Source organism: Nocardia sp. Root136, from assembly GCF_001427185.1.
In the GTDB taxonomy this organism is placed as follows: domain Bacteria; phylum Actinomycetota; class Actinomycetes; order Mycobacteriales; family Mycobacteriaceae; genus Nocardia; species Nocardia salmonicida.
In genome coordinates, this window is sequence record NZ_LMFE01000014.1 from 1 (window position 1) to 14,745 (window position 14,745).

Here is a 14,745-nt window from a genome sequence, read left to right on the forward strand (position 1 = left end):
CCTCCCACGACCGGGGGGTACATGAAAGATTGGAACCAATAATAATTATTGGCACTGACATTCATCGACACACTATTGAGTTCTCAAAGAACACACGCACAAACAGAATAACCGGATCTTTCCGGATCTTCCGAAGGGCAACTGTTCCAGCCTAACCTCACGTCCAGACGATGTCAATCGTAAGCCTGGTCACAAGATCTTCAGCTCTGTCAGGCGCTTTCCCCGTACTACCGCGTTTTCCCTTGGCCCGCCAGCCTCTCGGGCTAGCGTCTCGGCTCCGGGTTGGTGTCCGTGTCGCTCTGACTTCCAATAAGTTACGCGCCGGATAACGCCGCGTCAAATCGCCTGGACAACACCGGATCTCCGCAGGTCACGGCGGTGCGCTCAGCCGCTGCGCCGGCCTGAATCACACGCATGTGACTCAGGCCTCCGCAACGACGTCAGGCTATCCGATGCACGCCCGCCATGTTCTTCTTTCCGCGCCGCAGCACCAGCCACTCACCGTGCAGGTAGTCGGCATCGGACGGAGTCCATTCGACGTCGCTCACCCGCTGGTTGTTCACCGACGCGCCGCCTTCGTTGACCACCCGGCGGGCCGCTCCCTTGCTCTCGCACAGGCCCGACGCGACGAGCAGGTCGACGATCGTGTTCGGTTCACCGGGCACGACCTCGGCCACCTTGCCGTCCACCGCGGTTTCGCGCAGCGCCGCACCGAGCGTGGACAGCGGAAGTTCACCCAGCTCACCGCGACCGAACAGCGCCCCGCTGGCCAGTTCCACCGCGCGGGTCTCGTCCGCGCCGTGCACCAACGTGGTCATCTCCGCGGCCAGGCGCTTCTGTGCCTCGCGGGCGAACGGACGTTCCACCGTCGCCTGCTCGAGTTCGTCGAGTTCTTCGCGACTCAGGAAGGTGAACCAGCGCAGGTAGCGCACGACGTCGGCGTCGGCGGTGTTCACGAAGTACTGGTACCAGGCGTAGGGGCTGGTCAGTTCGGGGTCGAGCCACAGGCTGCCGCCACCGGTGGACTTGCCGAACTTCTTGCCGTCGGCCGAGGTCACCAGCGGCACGGTGAGCGCGTGCACATGCGCGCCGTCGACTCGCCGGTTCAGCTCCACGCCGGCGATGATGTTGCCCCACTGATCGGAGCCACCGACCTGCAACGTGCAGCCGTGCTCGCGCCGCAACTGCAGGTAGTCGTTGGCCTGCAGCAGCATGTAGCTGAACTCGGTGTAGGAGATGCCGTCGCCTTCGAGCCGCCGCTTGACGGTGTCGCGGGCGAGCATGACGTTCACCGAGAAGTGCTTGCCGATATCGCGCAGGAAGTCGACGGTCGACAGCGGGCCCGTCCAGTCCATGTTGTTGACGATGACCGCCCCGGTCGGCGATTCGTCGAGGTCGACGAAACGCTCGAGCTGGCCCCTGATCCGCTGTGCCCACTCGGCCACGGTGTCGGTCGAGTTCATGGTGCGTTCGCCCACGTCACGCGGGTCGCCGATCATTCCGGTCGCGCCGCCGGCGAGCACGATCGGCCGATGCCCGGCCAGCTGGAAGCGCTTGAGCGCGAGCAGCGGGACGAGGTGGCCGGCGTGCAGGCTGGCGGCGGTCGGATCGAAGCCGGCATAGAGCGTCAGGGGTGCGGCGGCCGCGGCAGCGCGCAGCTCGTCCAGGTCGGTGGACTGCGCGATCAGGCCGCGCCAGGTCAGTTCGTCGAAGATGTCGCCGGTCACGCTGACCTATCTTTCCGCATGCGGTTCGTCAGTCGCGTGCGCGGGTGATCCAGGCGAGCAGATCCGCTTCGACCTCGTCGCGGTTGGTTTCGTTGAGGACTTCGTGGCGGGCGTCCGGGTAGACCTGATAGGTGAGGTCGTTCAGGCCCGCGCCGCGGTAACGCTGCACGAGCAGGTCGGACAGGCGCAGCTTGTTGTTGAGCGGGTCCTTCTCGCCCACCATCACATAGATCGGCAGGTCGGTGCGTACCGTGCTCGGGTTCGACAACCGAGTCTGGGCGTTGGCCGCGAGCAGACCCATATTGGTGTCGTCGATGGCGAAACCGCACCAGGGGTCGGCGTTGTAGGCGTCGACCTGGGCTTCGTCGCGGCTGATCCAGTCGGCCTCGGTGCGGGTGGGCTGGAATTCGGCGTTGAAGAATCCGATCAGGTCACCGCCGGCGGCCGCGATCTCGCCGAACAGCCCGTCGACGGCGGTCGTGCCGCTCAGGACGACCTCGTCGACGAGGTCGGAGTGGTCGAGGAGGTACTGCTGCACGGCGAACGAGCCGAGGCTGTGGCCGATCAGGGTGACGGGCAGGCCGGGGTGGCGTTCGCGCAGGATCTCGGTGAGCGCGACCTCGTCGGCGACGAGCAGGTTCCAGCCGTCGGGGCCGAGGTCACCGGGGACCGTGCCCATGCTGAGACCGTGGCCACGGTGATCGTCGGCGTAGACGGCGAATCCGAGGCCGGCGAGTCGTTCGGCGAGATGACCGTAACGGTCGGAGTGCTCGCCCATGCCGTGCGCGATCTGCACGACGCCACGCGGCTCGGCATCCGTGGGGAGCCAGCTCCGCACATGGATGGCGGTGCCGTCGATGCTGGGGAAAGTGAACACGGGCGCTCCTGCTCGTACGGTCTTTCGACGTGGTCTTCGATCGTCGCATTCCGGTCCGATTCGCCCAATTGGGTTCGCCGACGAGATCGGCGGGGTGATCTTGGCTCCGCGGCCGAAGCGCCTCGTCGGCCGACACTCCTCGGCACGCCGACGATCGCCGGAACCCCCCGGGCTCCGGCGATCGTCAGCGTGTCGAGTCGCAGATCAGCGCACCAGCGCGGTGATGGTGGCGCGACGTTCGTAGGCGATCCAGGCGAAGATCGCGGCGAGCACCAGCGGGAAGATTCCCATCGCGGGCTTGTCGGCGATGAAGGCCTGCGTCGCGGCGGCGAGCACGGTGAGCACGGACAGTCCGGCGGCGGCCAGACCACTGAGTCGCGGCACCATCAGGCCGATACCGCCCGCTACCTCGACGACTCCGATGAAGATCAGCAGCCCGAGGGGGATGGTCAGATTCTCGGGGGCGTTCTCCATCAAGGTGTTCGGGATGACGAGCTTCGGACCGCCCGAAGCGATGATGAAGAACAGGCCGAGCACTACCTGCAAGGTCCACAGGACGCGGTTGCGGATCTTGCCGGGCTGGTAGGCGGCGTCGGAGAAGTTCGCGGAAGGGGTTGCGGTGGTCATTTCGTGTCCTTCGGGTCGGTCGCGCTCGGTCGGTAGCGCGTTCACCAGATAAGACGGACCATCGCCCGCGAACTCATCGCTGTCGGCAAAGGATTTTCCGCACGCTGCTACGTCCTCGGTTCGGGCGCGCGTGGGCTGCGCCGATAGACCGAGACGGCGGGCGAGGCCGCAAGCCAGAACCGCCATGGCACCTCGGCCGCGACGCTGACCCCGACGCGCGGACCGGACGCGATATCTTCTTGTGGCACAGGTGGTTTCAGTTCGAGGTGCAGGGCGGAGAAGGGGTCGAACAGTTCGGTTCCGTAGTCGGACATGCTGACGCCGAGTGCGCTGCCGACATTGCCCGGCCCCCTCGCCAGATCGGTGTCCTTGCGGGCAGCGGGCCTGCGCTCGCGCGCGAGATCGATGCCGTCGACCACTTCTGCCGCTCGAACGAGCACCGCACCGGCCTCACCGTCGTAGCCACCGGTCACGTTCACACACAGGTGAATTCCGTACGAGCGATAGACGTAGAGCCGCCCGGCCGGGCCGAACATCACCGCGTTGCGCGCCGTGGGGCCCGGCCAGGAGTGCGCGGCCGGATCGGGCCACGGACCGTCGGGGTCGCTGCCGTAGGCCTCGACTTCCACGATGCGCAGCGCCACCGGACCCGACGTCAGGATGGCGCCGAGCAGCCGGTGCGCGGCGGCGGGCGGATCGACGGCCAGTTCCTGGGCGGACACGATCTTCATTCTCGCTCGCACCTCGGTGCCCCGTGGCGGCCGGGTCAGGCAACGGCGAACCGGCAAAGGATTTGTCAGCCGAGCAGGTCGGTGCCGCGATACAGACCTGCCAGTTTGCCGGGGTTGACCTGGAACCGCAGGTGCTGGATGTGGCCGTCGACCAGGTCGAAAGTGAAGGCGGCGCCGGGGTTTCCGGCGAAGGAGGCCAGTGCGCCGAGCTCGCCGTTGATGTCGGCCGCGGTGAGTTCGAAGCCCGCGGACGACGGTTTCGCGAGGACGCCGAGGATCCAGCGGGCGACATGGTCGGGACCGTGCAGCGGGCGGCGCGCGGCGGTGACCACGCCGCCGCCGTCGGACCAACACGTGACATCGGGGGCGAGCAGGTCCATCAGGGCGTTGAGGTCACCACCGGCGCAGGCTGCCATGAATTGTGCGGTGACCTGGGCGCGAGCGGTCTTGTCGGTATCGAATCGTGGGCGGCGCGACTGGACGTGGCTCTTCGCGCGGTGCGCGATCTGGCGCACACTAGCCTCGGGACGGTTCAAGGCTTCGGCGATTTCGGCATGCGAGTAGCCGAACACTTCGCGCAGCAGGAACACCGCGCGTTCGACGGGGGTGAGGGTTTCCAGCACGACGAGCATGGCGGTGGAGACGGTATCGGCCAATTCGGTGTCCTCGGCGATATCGGGCGATGTCAGCACCGGCTCGGGAAGCCAGGGGCCGACATAGCTTTCGCGGGTCGCGCGGGCGGAGGTGAGCCGGTTGAGCGAGAGATTGGTGACCGTGCGGACCAGGTAAGCCCTGGGGTGGGCGACCGCGGTGCGGTCGGTGTCGTTCCACTTGAGCCAGGTGTCCTGCAGGACGTCCTCGGCGTCGGTGACGGTGCCGAGCATGCGATAGGCCGTCGCGAACAACAGGCGACGGTGTTCGAGGAACGGATCCTGGTCGGCCACGGCGTCAACCTACTTCACGCGGCGGCGCGGGTTGCGCTACCGCCCTTGGACAATTGCACGTTCATGGTCATCTTCTTGCTGGCCTTGAAGGTCGGCACGGGGCTGCTGCTGACCATCTCCTTGTAGGTGCGCGCGGCCCAGCCGGTCAGGTAGAGGCGGCGTGGGCTGTCGTCGGCCTTGGTGAACTGGATGACCGCGTCGCGGCGGCCCAGGCTGACGGGCTGGTGGAAGTAGCCGAAACGGAACGGACGAATCCTCTTGCCGCGCAGTTCGGCGGCGATCACGTCGGCGGTGTAGGCGGCGGTGGGCAGCCCGCTCTGGCAGGTGCCGTGTACCCGACCCCAGGCCTGGCGGACGGCGGCGGCGTCACCGATCGCGTGAATCGTGGGGTGCGACACCGACTTCAGTGTGGGGTCGACGACGATCAGTCCACGCGAGTCGGTCTCGATGCCCGCCTCGGTGGCCAGCGGCGAGACCCGCACACCCGTGGTCCAGAGGATGAGGTCGGCGCCGATCACTGTGCCGTCTGCGAGCTCGACCGCGTCAGGCTGCACTTCGGCAACACGCACGCCGATCTCGCGGACGACGCCGAGCCGATCCAGTGTCTTGTTCAGATGCGTGCGGGCCTTGTCGCCCATCATCGCCCCCGGCTCGCCCGAGCTGATCAGCGTGACGCGCAGACCGGGGTGGCTTTCCGCGATCTCGGCGGCGGCTTCGATGCCGGTGAGACCGCCACCGCAGACGGCGACGGAACCGCCCTCGGCCGCGAGAGTGGCCAGCTCGCCTGCGAATTCGTGGGCTCGGCGCGGGTCGTCGAGGGTCATGGCGTGCTCGGCGACGCCGGGCACGAGAGTCGTCTCGGCGGTGCTGCCGAGGGCGTAGACCAGTTCGTCGTAGGCGAGTTCGCCGGCGCCGTCGACCTGGACGCGCTGGGCGGCGGGGTCGATCGCGGTGACCCGGCCCTGGACGAATTCGATGCCGGTACCGTCGAGGATTTCCGGGATGTCGTGATGCGCGAGTTCCTGACCCGCGGCGATCTGGTGCATCCGCAGCCGCTCGGTGAAGCGGGCCGACGGGTTGACCAGCGTGATCGCCACATCCAGCTTCCTGGTACGCCGCGCCAGGCGGATCGCGGCCAGCATGCCGGTGTAGCCGGCGCCGAGAACAACGATGCGGTGCGTGGTGGTGGTCATTGCGGTGCTCCTTGTCGATGGGATGTGCATAGGACAAGTGAGCCGCGACCAACGTGACAGGCTTTTATGTGACCTGCATCACATCACTCTTTACGGCGGCGTGAGCGCCCTTCGCATCAGAATCAGCCACCGCCGCCGCTCCGCCTCCGGCATCGGCTCGACCGGCGCGGCACTCAGCAGCAGTACGACATCATCGGCGGTGACGTCGGGATACAACGCGCCGTCACCATGCGCCGCGGCGACCAACCGCTCGACTGCCGCCCGGCCGCGCCGCTGGATCTCACGCAACGACTCGTCGGCGACTCCCGTGACGGCGAGCCGGAACAGCCGCTCCTGGCGCAGGTCGATCACGACGCGTCGAAACAGTGCGACGAGCGCGTCGAGGCCCGAACTCGTGCCGTTCTCGACAGCTTCGAGTACGGCATCCAATGACTCGCCGACACCGTCGACAAGATCGGCAGCGATTGCCTCGATCAGGTCCTTCTTGGCCGGGAAGTGCCGATACAGGGTGCCGACCGCGACGTCCGCCGCCGCGGCAATCTGATCCATGCCGACCTCGGGCCCGCGCGCGGCGACGAGTTCGCGTGCGGCGGTGAGGATCGCCTGACGATTACGCAGCGCGTCCACGCGCAGGGGTTGACCGTTCATCTCGCCGCCATCCTCGCAGATCCAGTCTTGCGAATAACATGAACCACTGGTTCACTTTAACCTGAACCAGGCATTCACCTTTAGGAGTGAGTCGATTGAACAGATGGACCGAAGCAGATATCCCTGATCTGACCGGCAGAGTCGCCGTCGTCACCGGCGCCAATACCGGCCTCGGCTTCGAAACGGCTCGCGCGCTTGCCGAACACGGCGCCCGCGTCGTCCTGGCGTGCCGCGACCGGAGCCGGGCCGAGGACGCGGCCCGGCGAATTACCGAGCGGTCACCCGGAACCTCGATCGACTGCGTTGAACTCGATCTGGCCGACCTGTCTTCGGTCCGCGCCGCGGCCGCGACGATCCGCAGCCGATTCGACCGTATCGATCTGTTGATCAACAACGCGGGCGTCACGGGGTTGACCGGTCGCACCGAGGACGGGTTCGAGATCCAGTTCGGCATCAATCATCTGGGCCATTTCGCCCTCACCGGGCTGCTCATCGACCGCATCGTCGCGGCTGCCGCGGCGCGAGTCGTCACCGTCAGCAGCATCGGCCACCGGTTCGGCCGGATCGACGCCGCCGACCCGGCCGCAACGACCGGAAATTCCTATGCCAAGTCGAAACTGGCGAACCTGATGTTCACCTACGAACTCGACCGCAGGCTCGCGGGCACCCCGGCCGAAGCGCTCGCCGCCCATCCTGGTGGCGCCAGCACCGAGGTCTTCCGCTACTCGCCCGCCGCGTTCCGGCTACCGAATCTGGCGATCGCTCGTCTGTTCGGCCGCACGCCCGCCATGGGCGCGCTGCCGACGCTGCGCGCCGCCACCGATCCTGCCGCGTCGGGCGGCCAATACTACGGCCCGTCAGGTCTTTTCGAGATCGGCGGATTCCCGGGACAGGCCGAGGCCGCCGAGCGTGCGCACCAGCGCGACAGCCAGGCTCGGTTGTGGGCGGTATCCGAAGAACTGACCGGCGTCGCATTCGAAACCTGAACCGACCTCGGCCACTCGGGGGTAGTTCCCAGGGTGAAGATGGGGGCGCTTCCCGATGTGCGGCGAGGGTCCGGATTCCTATCGTCGGAGCATGTCTTCTCGTGCTCGCCCGCGACGCATTCTGCTCGGTGTCGCCGTTGTCGCCCTCGCCCTGATCACCGCGATCGCAGGCGCGGTGAGCTGGACGTGGGCCTCCGCCGATATCTCCACCGTGGGGACGACAGAATTCACTCGGCCACTGGTCATTCCACCGCTGGCCGAGTCGACCGTCGACGCCGACGGCACCCGGACGTTCTCGCTCGATATGCAATCCGGGACAACCACCTTCGAGCCCGGCCGCGCCACCGAGACCTGGGGTTTCAACGGCAGCTATCTCGGCCCGACACTGCGCGCGGCCCGCGGCGAGCGCGTGCGGGTCCAGGTGCGCAACCAGTTGCCCGAGGCCTCGACAGTGCACTGGCACGGCATGCATCTACCCGCCGCCATGGACGGCGGACCGCACCAGATGGTCGATCCCGGCGCGTCGTGGACGCCGGAATGGACTGTCGCCCAACCTGCTTCGACCCTCTGGTACCACCCACACCCACACGGCGCGACCGAGGATCACGTGCGCCGCGGCCTGGCGGGGATGTTCCTGATCGACGACGTGCCGAGCGCGGAGCTGCCGCTGCCGAGCACCTACGGCATCGACGACATCCCGGTGATCGTGCAGGACATGCGCCTGCGCGGCCGCCGCCTCGACGGCGCGCACGCGATCTTCCGCGATACCGGGTTCCTCGGCGATCGCACCATGGTCAACGGCACCCTGTCTCCCTATCAGGAGGTCGGCGACGAATCGGTGCGGCTGCGCCTGCTCAATGCCTCGACCGCGCGGATCTACACCTTCGCCTTCGACGACGCCCGCCCGTTCGCCACGATCGGCTCCGACGGCGGCCTGCTCGAACAGCCCGTCACGCTGGATCGCATCCGTCTCTCCCCCGGTGAACGCGCGGAGATCGTGGTTCGGATGTCGCCCGGCGAACGCACCGTGTTGCGGAGCGAGAAGCTCGAGGCGGGCCTCGGCTTCTGGTCGAACCGGTTCTCCGGTGGCGACGACACCTTCGATGTCCTCGAACTGCGCGCCGCCGCCACCTTGCGGCCCTCCCCCGCGCTGCCGGATGCCCTGGTGCCGCCGTCGATTCCCGACGGCGCGGACTCGGTCGTGCAACGTCGATTCGACCTCACCCTCGGCGGCATCAACGGCGAGCGCATGGACATGAGCCGCATCGACACCACCGTCACCCGGGGCACCACCGAGACCTGGGTCGTGCACAACATCGACGGGATGGCACACAACTTTCACGTCCACGATGTGCAGTTCCGGGTGCTCGCCTACGACGGCGCCCCGCCCCCACCCGAGCTGACCGGCCCCAAGGACACGATTTTCCTGCCACCGAATACGGCCGCGACCCTGGCTCTGCGCTTCGACGGACCGGCCGATCCGACGACGCCGTACATGTATCACTGCCACCTCCTGTGGCACGAAGATGTCGGAATGATGGGCCAGTTCACGGTCGTCGAACCTGGTCAGCAGGCCGAAACACCCCCGGGACACGCCCACTGACCTTGCCACATCGACACCGTCGCGCTAAATTCATCACGTAGTGAATTCAACACTCGATGAATTGAGGCGACCATGTCGCACACCGCACCGCCACCGATGGTCGTCCAGGTCGCGGGCCTGACCGTTCAGCGCGGAAAACGTCCCGTCCTCCGCGGCCTGACCCTGGACATCCCGCGCGGCTCGATCACCGGCTTGCTCGGTCCTTCCGGCTGCGGGAAGACCACCCTGCTGCGCAGCATCGTGGGAACGCAGCTGGTGGAGTCGGGCACTGTCACCGTGCTCGGGGAGCCCGCGGGCAGCGCTGGGTTACGTCGTCGGGTCGGCTATGTCACCCAGGCGCCGAGCATCTACGCCGACATCAGCGTCCGCGACAACGTGGCCTACTACGCCGCGCTCTACGGGCGCGGCCGGGACGACACCGAATCCGCGCTCGGCGCAGTCGGTTTGGCCGATCACGCCGATCAGCTCGGCGATCAGCTCTCGGGCGGGCAGAAGACCAGGGCGTCGCTGGCGTGCGCGCTCGTCGGCAAGCCCGAGCTGCTCGTACTCGACGAACCGACGGTGGGCCTGGATCCGGTGTTGCGCGTGGAGTTGTGGAAGCAGTTCCGCGAATTGGCCGCGGCGGGAACGACTTTGCTGGTGTCGAGTCATGTGATGGACGAGGCCGAACACTGCGACAAGCTGCTGCTGATGCGCGACGGCGAACTGCTGGCCCAGCTCAGCCCCGACGAACTGCGCGAGCGCACCGACGAACAGAACCTCGAGGCCGCTTTCCTGACCTTGATCACGATGGGAGAGCACCGATGACCACCCTGCGCCCCTACACCGCGACCACCGGCCGGATTCTGCGACAACTGCGCAACGATCACCGCACCGTGGCGATGATCCTGGTGGTTCCCGCCCTGCTCATGACGCTGTTGTACTTCATCTATCAGGACGCGCCGCGCGCGCCGCACTCCCCGCTCACGATGTTCGACCGGGTGGGTATCACCATGCTCGGGATCCTGCCGTTCATCGTGATGTTCCTGATCACCGCGATCGCGATGCAGCGCGAACGCACATCGGGCACCCTCGAACGGCTGCTCACCACTCCCCTGAGCAAGCTCGATCTGCTCGCCGGGTACGGCAGCGCGTTCTCCCTGGCCGCGGGCGCACAGGCCGCGGTCGCCTGCGTGGTCGCGTTCTGGCTGCTCGGGCTCGATGCCGCGGGCAGCCCCGGTTGGGTCATGCTGATCGCGATGGTCGACGCGGTCTGCGGGGTCGGGCTCGGACTGCTGGCGAGCGCCTTCGCGCGCACCGAGTTCCAGGCCGTGCAGTTCATGCCGGTGATCGTCGCGCCGCAGATCTTCCTGTGCGGGCTGTTGGTTCCGCGCGACCGGCTACCCGAATGGCTGGAGGCGATCAGCAATGTGATGCCGTTGAGTTACGCGGTGGACGCGCTGCAGCAGGTGTCGGTGCACGCCGAGCCGACGGCCGCGATGTGGCGCGATACCGCCGTCGTCGCCGGGTTCGCGGTGGTGGCACTCGGCCTCGCCGCGGCTACTCTGCGTCGACGCACCCCCTAGCGACCGAGGCCAGGCAACGACGAGAGGAGCACCCCATGAGTGACGGCGAATCCGGTTCCGGCACAGCGAAATCCGGTCGCACGGGGCGCAGGCCGGGCAATGCCGACACCAGGCTGGCGATTCTCGACGCGGCGCGGGTGCGGTTCGCGGGCACCGGGTTCGACAAGACATCCATCCGCGCGATCGCGGCCGATGCCGATGTCGACCCGGCCCTGGTGCATCACTATTTCGGCAACAAGCAGCAACTGTTCGCCGCCGCGGTGGACTTCCCGGTCGACCCGGACACGACGCTGCTCGCGGTCGACGCCGCACCGCTCGACGAGCTCGGGCAGACGATCGTGCGCGCGGTCGTCACGGTGTGGGACTCCCCCGCCGGACCTGGCATCGTCGCCATGGTGCGCAGCATTTTCGCGGGCGGCGATCAGAATCTCGCACGCTCGTTCCTGCTCCAGGTGGTGCTGGAACGGGTCCGCGTGCGCATCGCGACCCCAGCTGACGACGGACGCGCCAGAGTCTCGCTGGCCGCGGCCCAGATGGTGGGGGTGCTGACCGCCCGCAAGATCATCGCACTGGAACCGCTGGCCTCGATGCCGATCGATCTCGTGGTCGATGCTGTCGGCCCGGTTATCCAGCGCTATCTGACAGGCGATATCGACACCGGCAGTTGGTGAAACAGCGCGAGCTCACCGTCACCTCGCCGACCGCCGGAGTCCACGACCGCAGCATCGCCGCGTAGTGGGGCGGCTACCGGATGGGCCGGTCAGGATTCGGCGACGAAGAATTCATGTTCGGCGGCGGTGACGTCGCGGGCCTCGTCGATCAGCAGCACCGGGATGCCGTTGTCGATCGGGTAGGCCCGACGCAGCCGGGGGTTGTAGAGCACACTCACATCGGCTTCGGTGCGCACCAGCTGCAGCGGGCCCTTGTCCTGGGGGCAGGCCAGCAGGCCGAGCAGGGTTGCGTCGATGGTGGATTCGTGCGCCATGTGCCTAACCTACCGCGCCCGTCGGAACGAGATGTAGCGGTGTCCGAAGAAGCTGAGCACCGCGACCAGACCCATGACGATCACCGAGGCCGGCGCGGCGGGGAACCCGAGGCCGGTGACCGCCAGTTCCACCAGGATCACGTTGAGCAGCAGACCACCCAGGTTCACCCCGCAGAAGGCCAGAAAGTCCCGGGCGAGGTGGCCCTGCACGCGAAACACCAGGGTGCGGTGCAGGACGAAGGCCACGATCGTGCTCACCGCGTACGCGGCGACGACGGCCAGACCGGGCCTGCCGTCGCCGAGCACGTGCAGCCAGAACACGACGAGTGCCATGCCGAGCAGGGTGTTGAACCCGCCGACGATCGCGAACGCCAGCTCCTGCCGTTTCACGACGCGCAGCAGCGGACCCGGTGTCTCGAGCACGCCGCCCGCCGCCTCGACAGTCATCGCACCGCGTCCGCGAGCGCGGTGTCGTCGTCGGCGATCGACTCCGCCGCCGGGGCCTGCTGCTCCTGCTCGTCGTCGGGCTTGCGGCCACGCACATACAGCCACTGGAACACCGCGAGGCCGAGCAGTCCGAGGCCGATCGCGGCGCCGCCGATCTTCCAGCCCGGCGGACGCCAGGTCAGCTCGAGGTCGCCGTTGCGGGTCCCGGCCGGGATGTCGACGGCGACGAAACTCTTCGCGACGACCTTGAACGGGATGTCCTTGCCGTCGAGGCTCACCCGGTATCCCGGCCAGCCCAGACGCGCGAACACCACACGCCCGCCTGTCTCGGAGCTCACGGTGACGCGGCTGGTCGTATCGCTTTCCGAGGTCGAGACCGCGGTGGCGTTCTCGACCGCCGAGATCCGGCCGTTGCGGGTGGAGATCAGCCCGTCCTCGCGTTCGAGGACCGAGATGTAGTTCTCGTGGCCGGGGTAGTCGACCCACTTCCAGCCCGCCGGGGCCGGTTCCGTGCGCGCGGCCGGGTAGAGCGCGCGTTGCAGCACCACTCGGTCGATGTTCATCAGATCGACAACCGTTTTGCCCGTCGACGGCTCGACCGCGAACGCGCGGCGGTAGGCGTCGGGGCACACGCTGGTGTCCCAGCGCATGCAGAGCATGTCGCCGAACCAGAAGTGGCCGTTGGGGGTGTACCCGCTGACGTAGGTGCGCTCGATGTCCTTGGCGTAGTTGCCGAACACCAGCGAGCCGTAGGCGCCGTCGAGGGTGCGCTCCCCCGGCTGGATCAGTGCGCGATCGCCCAGCTGCAGCGTGGTCCCCGCGAATTCGGGGAACGCCGCGCGCGCCGCGGCCCGATCGCTGGGCAGATTCCAGCTCATCGGCGTCGGCTGCGCCCGCTCCACCTGGACGTAGGCGATCGGCGACACCGCGATGATCGCGAGCGCGACGGCCGCCGAGATCCCCTTGTTCACCGCCAGCCACACCAGCGCGGCCCCGAGCGCGGCAATGGCCAGCGCGGCGATCACATGCGCGATCCAGTTGTGTGGGTCGGCCGAGAACGACCGCACCCACAGCAAGCCGATCAGTACTGCCGCCGCGATCCCCCGCGCACGCCAGTCCTTGAACGTCGCGAACCGCCCGAGCAGCACGCACACCAGCAGCAGCAGACCGAGCGCCACCATCGGCAGCACCCGGGCGGGCCAGCGCAGCGGGCCGATCGTGCCGGGGCCTGCCGTCCACATCAGCGCCGCGATCGCGAACAGCGCGATCCCGCTGAGCTCGCGCCAGGCCGCGCGCGCCTTGCCCCAGTCGATGAAGGCCAGTGCCGGAATCAGGAACCAGGCGATGTAGACCACCGGCAGCGGCTGCACGTAACCCCACCACGAGGTGAAGGCGGGCAGCGTCGAGGGCAGGCTCGCGTTCAGTGATTCCGACCAGGGCACGGTGAGGAACTGGTCGTTGTTGATCTGGGCGGTGCCACGCCAGGTGACCTTCGCCGACAGCATGCTGGGCAGATACGTGGCCGCTCCCGCCAGCGCCGCCAGCCCTGCCACGGTCAGCAGTTTCAGCGACGGACGCCAGGTCCGCTGGTAGATCAGCTCACCGATCGCGACCGCGCCGATCATCAGACCGGCTTCGACCGCCGGGAAGATGTACTGCACCGAGATCGCCAGGTAGAGGTAGACGAACACCGGGATCGGACCGCCGCGACCGCGCGAGTACCGAACCCCCGACGCCCACGCGTGCACCATCCACGCGGTGCCGGTGAACGCCGTCATCCAGCTGGCCTCGTCGAAGAACAGCAGCCACCCGGTGAACGAGATCGAGACGCCGGCCAGCGCCGCCCACTGCACACGCGAGCCGTAGGCCAGGCAGATCCGGTAGACACCGAGGCCGAGGATGATCGCGAAGATCAACTTCACCACGGTCGCGTACAGCACCAGATTGTCGACCGAGGGCGCGATCAGATCGATCAGCAGCTGCGGCGGATTCAGCAGCCCGGCTTCCTCGATCGCGTAGTTTCCGGCCATCCAGTGCTCGGGCACCATCACCGGCAGATCACCGTTGCGAAGCCGGTTTCCGAGCATCACCCACAGCGGGACGTACTGGGATTCGGTGTCGTCGGTATAGAAATGCCGAACGTTGGCGAGGAGAACCGCCCCATAGCCCGCGATCACTCCGAGGGAGGTGATCAGGCCCCAGATATAGACGGAACGACGGGACGGGGTTCTACTTTCCACCACGAGGACCAGACCCTACAGGCACACGCCCGCACCGGCACCGTCGCACAGCGGGATCGCTTCCACCGAGGTGTCACGCCGCAGTGTTAAAGTGCCCACACCTGAGGGTCTCTGCTCCCGTTGGTTCTCGGCCGAGAACCGCGCGGCCACGGCCGCCGAAATTACCGAAAGT

General features: G+C 67.5%; 15 protein-coding genes. 5 read left to right on the forward strand and 10 right to left on the reverse strand.

Annotation, left to right across the window (positions count from 1 at the left end; translation table 11 throughout):
• Positions 1–440: 440 nt before the first annotated feature.
• The 7 genes from tyrS to ASD42_RS32315 form a co-directional block, all read right to left on the reverse strand.
• Complete coding sequence (gene tyrS / locus ASD42_RS32285; RefSeq protein ID WP_056824249.1) at positions 441–1,727, reverse strand: tyrosine--tRNA ligase; 1,287 nt, start codon at positions 1,725–1,727, stop codon at positions 441–443.
• 28 nt (positions 1,728–1,755) lie between these two features.
• Positions 1,756–2,604, reverse strand: coding sequence for an alpha/beta hydrolase (locus ASD42_RS32290; protein WP_056824253.1), 849 nt, complete (start codon positions 2,602–2,604; stop codon positions 1,756–1,758).
• Between the two features lie 204 nt (positions 2,605–2,808).
• Entirely contained in the window at positions 2,809–3,231 is a 423-nt protein-coding gene (locus ASD42_RS32295) for a DoxX family protein (RefSeq protein ID WP_056824812.1), read from the reverse strand.
• 107 nt (positions 3,232–3,338) lie between these two features.
• Positions 3,339–3,953 carry a DNA-3-methyladenine glycosylase gene (locus ASD42_RS32300; RefSeq protein ID WP_056824815.1) on the reverse strand — a complete coding sequence of 205 codons (615 nt, stop codon included), beginning with the start codon at positions 3,951–3,953 and terminating at the stop codon, positions 3,339–3,341.
• Positions 3,954–4,027: 74 nt separating this feature from the next.
• Complete coding sequence (locus ASD42_RS32305) at positions 4,028–4,906, reverse strand: RNA polymerase sigma-70 factor (RefSeq protein ID WP_056824256.1); 879 nt, start codon at positions 4,904–4,906, stop codon at positions 4,028–4,030.
• 14 nt (positions 4,907–4,920) lie between these two features.
• Positions 4,921–6,099, reverse strand: coding sequence for an NAD(P)/FAD-dependent oxidoreductase (locus ASD42_RS32310; protein WP_056824259.1), 1,179 nt, complete (start codon positions 6,097–6,099; stop codon positions 4,921–4,923).
• Between the two features lie 90 nt (positions 6,100–6,189).
• Positions 6,190–6,747, reverse strand: a complete 558-nt coding sequence (locus ASD42_RS32315; RefSeq protein WP_056824261.1) for a TetR/AcrR family transcriptional regulator — start codon at positions 6,745–6,747, stop codon at positions 6,190–6,192.
• Positions 6,748–6,842: 95 nt separating this feature from the next.
• Here ASD42_RS32315 and ASD42_RS32320 point away from each other — a divergent pair, with 95 nt between their 5' ends.
• From ASD42_RS32320 to ASD42_RS32340, 5 genes are all read left to right on the forward strand, one after another.
• Complete coding sequence (locus tag ASD42_RS32320) at positions 6,843–7,733, forward strand: oxidoreductase (RefSeq protein ID WP_056824266.1); 891 nt, start codon at positions 6,843–6,845, stop codon at positions 7,731–7,733.
• A 91-nt stretch (positions 7,734–7,824) separates the two neighbouring features.
• Positions 7,825–9,336 carry a multicopper oxidase family protein gene (locus ASD42_RS32325; protein ID WP_056824270.1) on the forward strand — a complete coding sequence of 504 codons (1,512 nt, stop codon included), beginning with the start codon at positions 7,825–7,827 and terminating at the stop codon, positions 9,334–9,336.
• A gap of 72 nt (positions 9,337–9,408) precedes the next feature.
• Entirely contained in the window at positions 9,409–10,143 is a 735-nt protein-coding gene (locus tag ASD42_RS32330) for an ABC transporter ATP-binding protein (RefSeq protein ID WP_056824273.1), read from the forward strand.
• Positions 10,140–10,901 carry an ABC transporter permease gene (locus tag ASD42_RS32335; RefSeq protein ID WP_056824277.1) on the forward strand — a complete coding sequence of 254 codons (762 nt, stop codon included), beginning with the start codon at positions 10,140–10,142 and terminating at the stop codon, positions 10,899–10,901. Before ASD42_RS32330 ends, ASD42_RS32335 begins: the two co-directional genes overlap by 4 nt.
• Positions 10,902–10,936: 35 nt before the next feature.
• Positions 10,937–11,572, forward strand: coding sequence for a TetR/AcrR family transcriptional regulator (locus ASD42_RS32340; protein WP_056824279.1), 636 nt, complete (start codon positions 10,937–10,939; stop codon positions 11,570–11,572).
• 89 nt (positions 11,573–11,661) lie between these two features.
• Here the strand turns inward: ASD42_RS32340 and ASD42_RS32345 are convergent, their stop codons facing one another.
• From ASD42_RS32345 to ASD42_RS32355, 3 genes are read right to left on the reverse strand one after another with little or no spacing between them, the layout of a single operon-like run.
• Entirely contained in the window at positions 11,662–11,886 is a 225-nt protein-coding gene (locus ASD42_RS32345; protein ID WP_056824282.1) for a Trm112 family protein, read from the reverse strand.
• 9 nt (positions 11,887–11,895) lie between these two features.
• Positions 11,896–12,333, reverse strand: a complete 438-nt coding sequence (locus tag ASD42_RS32350; protein ID WP_056824284.1) for a GtrA family protein — start codon at positions 12,331–12,333, stop codon at positions 11,896–11,898.
• On the reverse strand, positions 12,330–14,573 hold the full coding sequence (locus ASD42_RS32355) for a hypothetical protein (protein WP_056824288.1): 2,244 nt from the start codon (positions 14,571–14,573) through the stop codon (positions 12,330–12,332). The genes ASD42_RS32350 and ASD42_RS32355 overlap by 4 nt, the downstream gene beginning before the upstream one ends.
• Between the last annotated feature and the right edge of the window lie 172 nt (positions 14,574–14,745).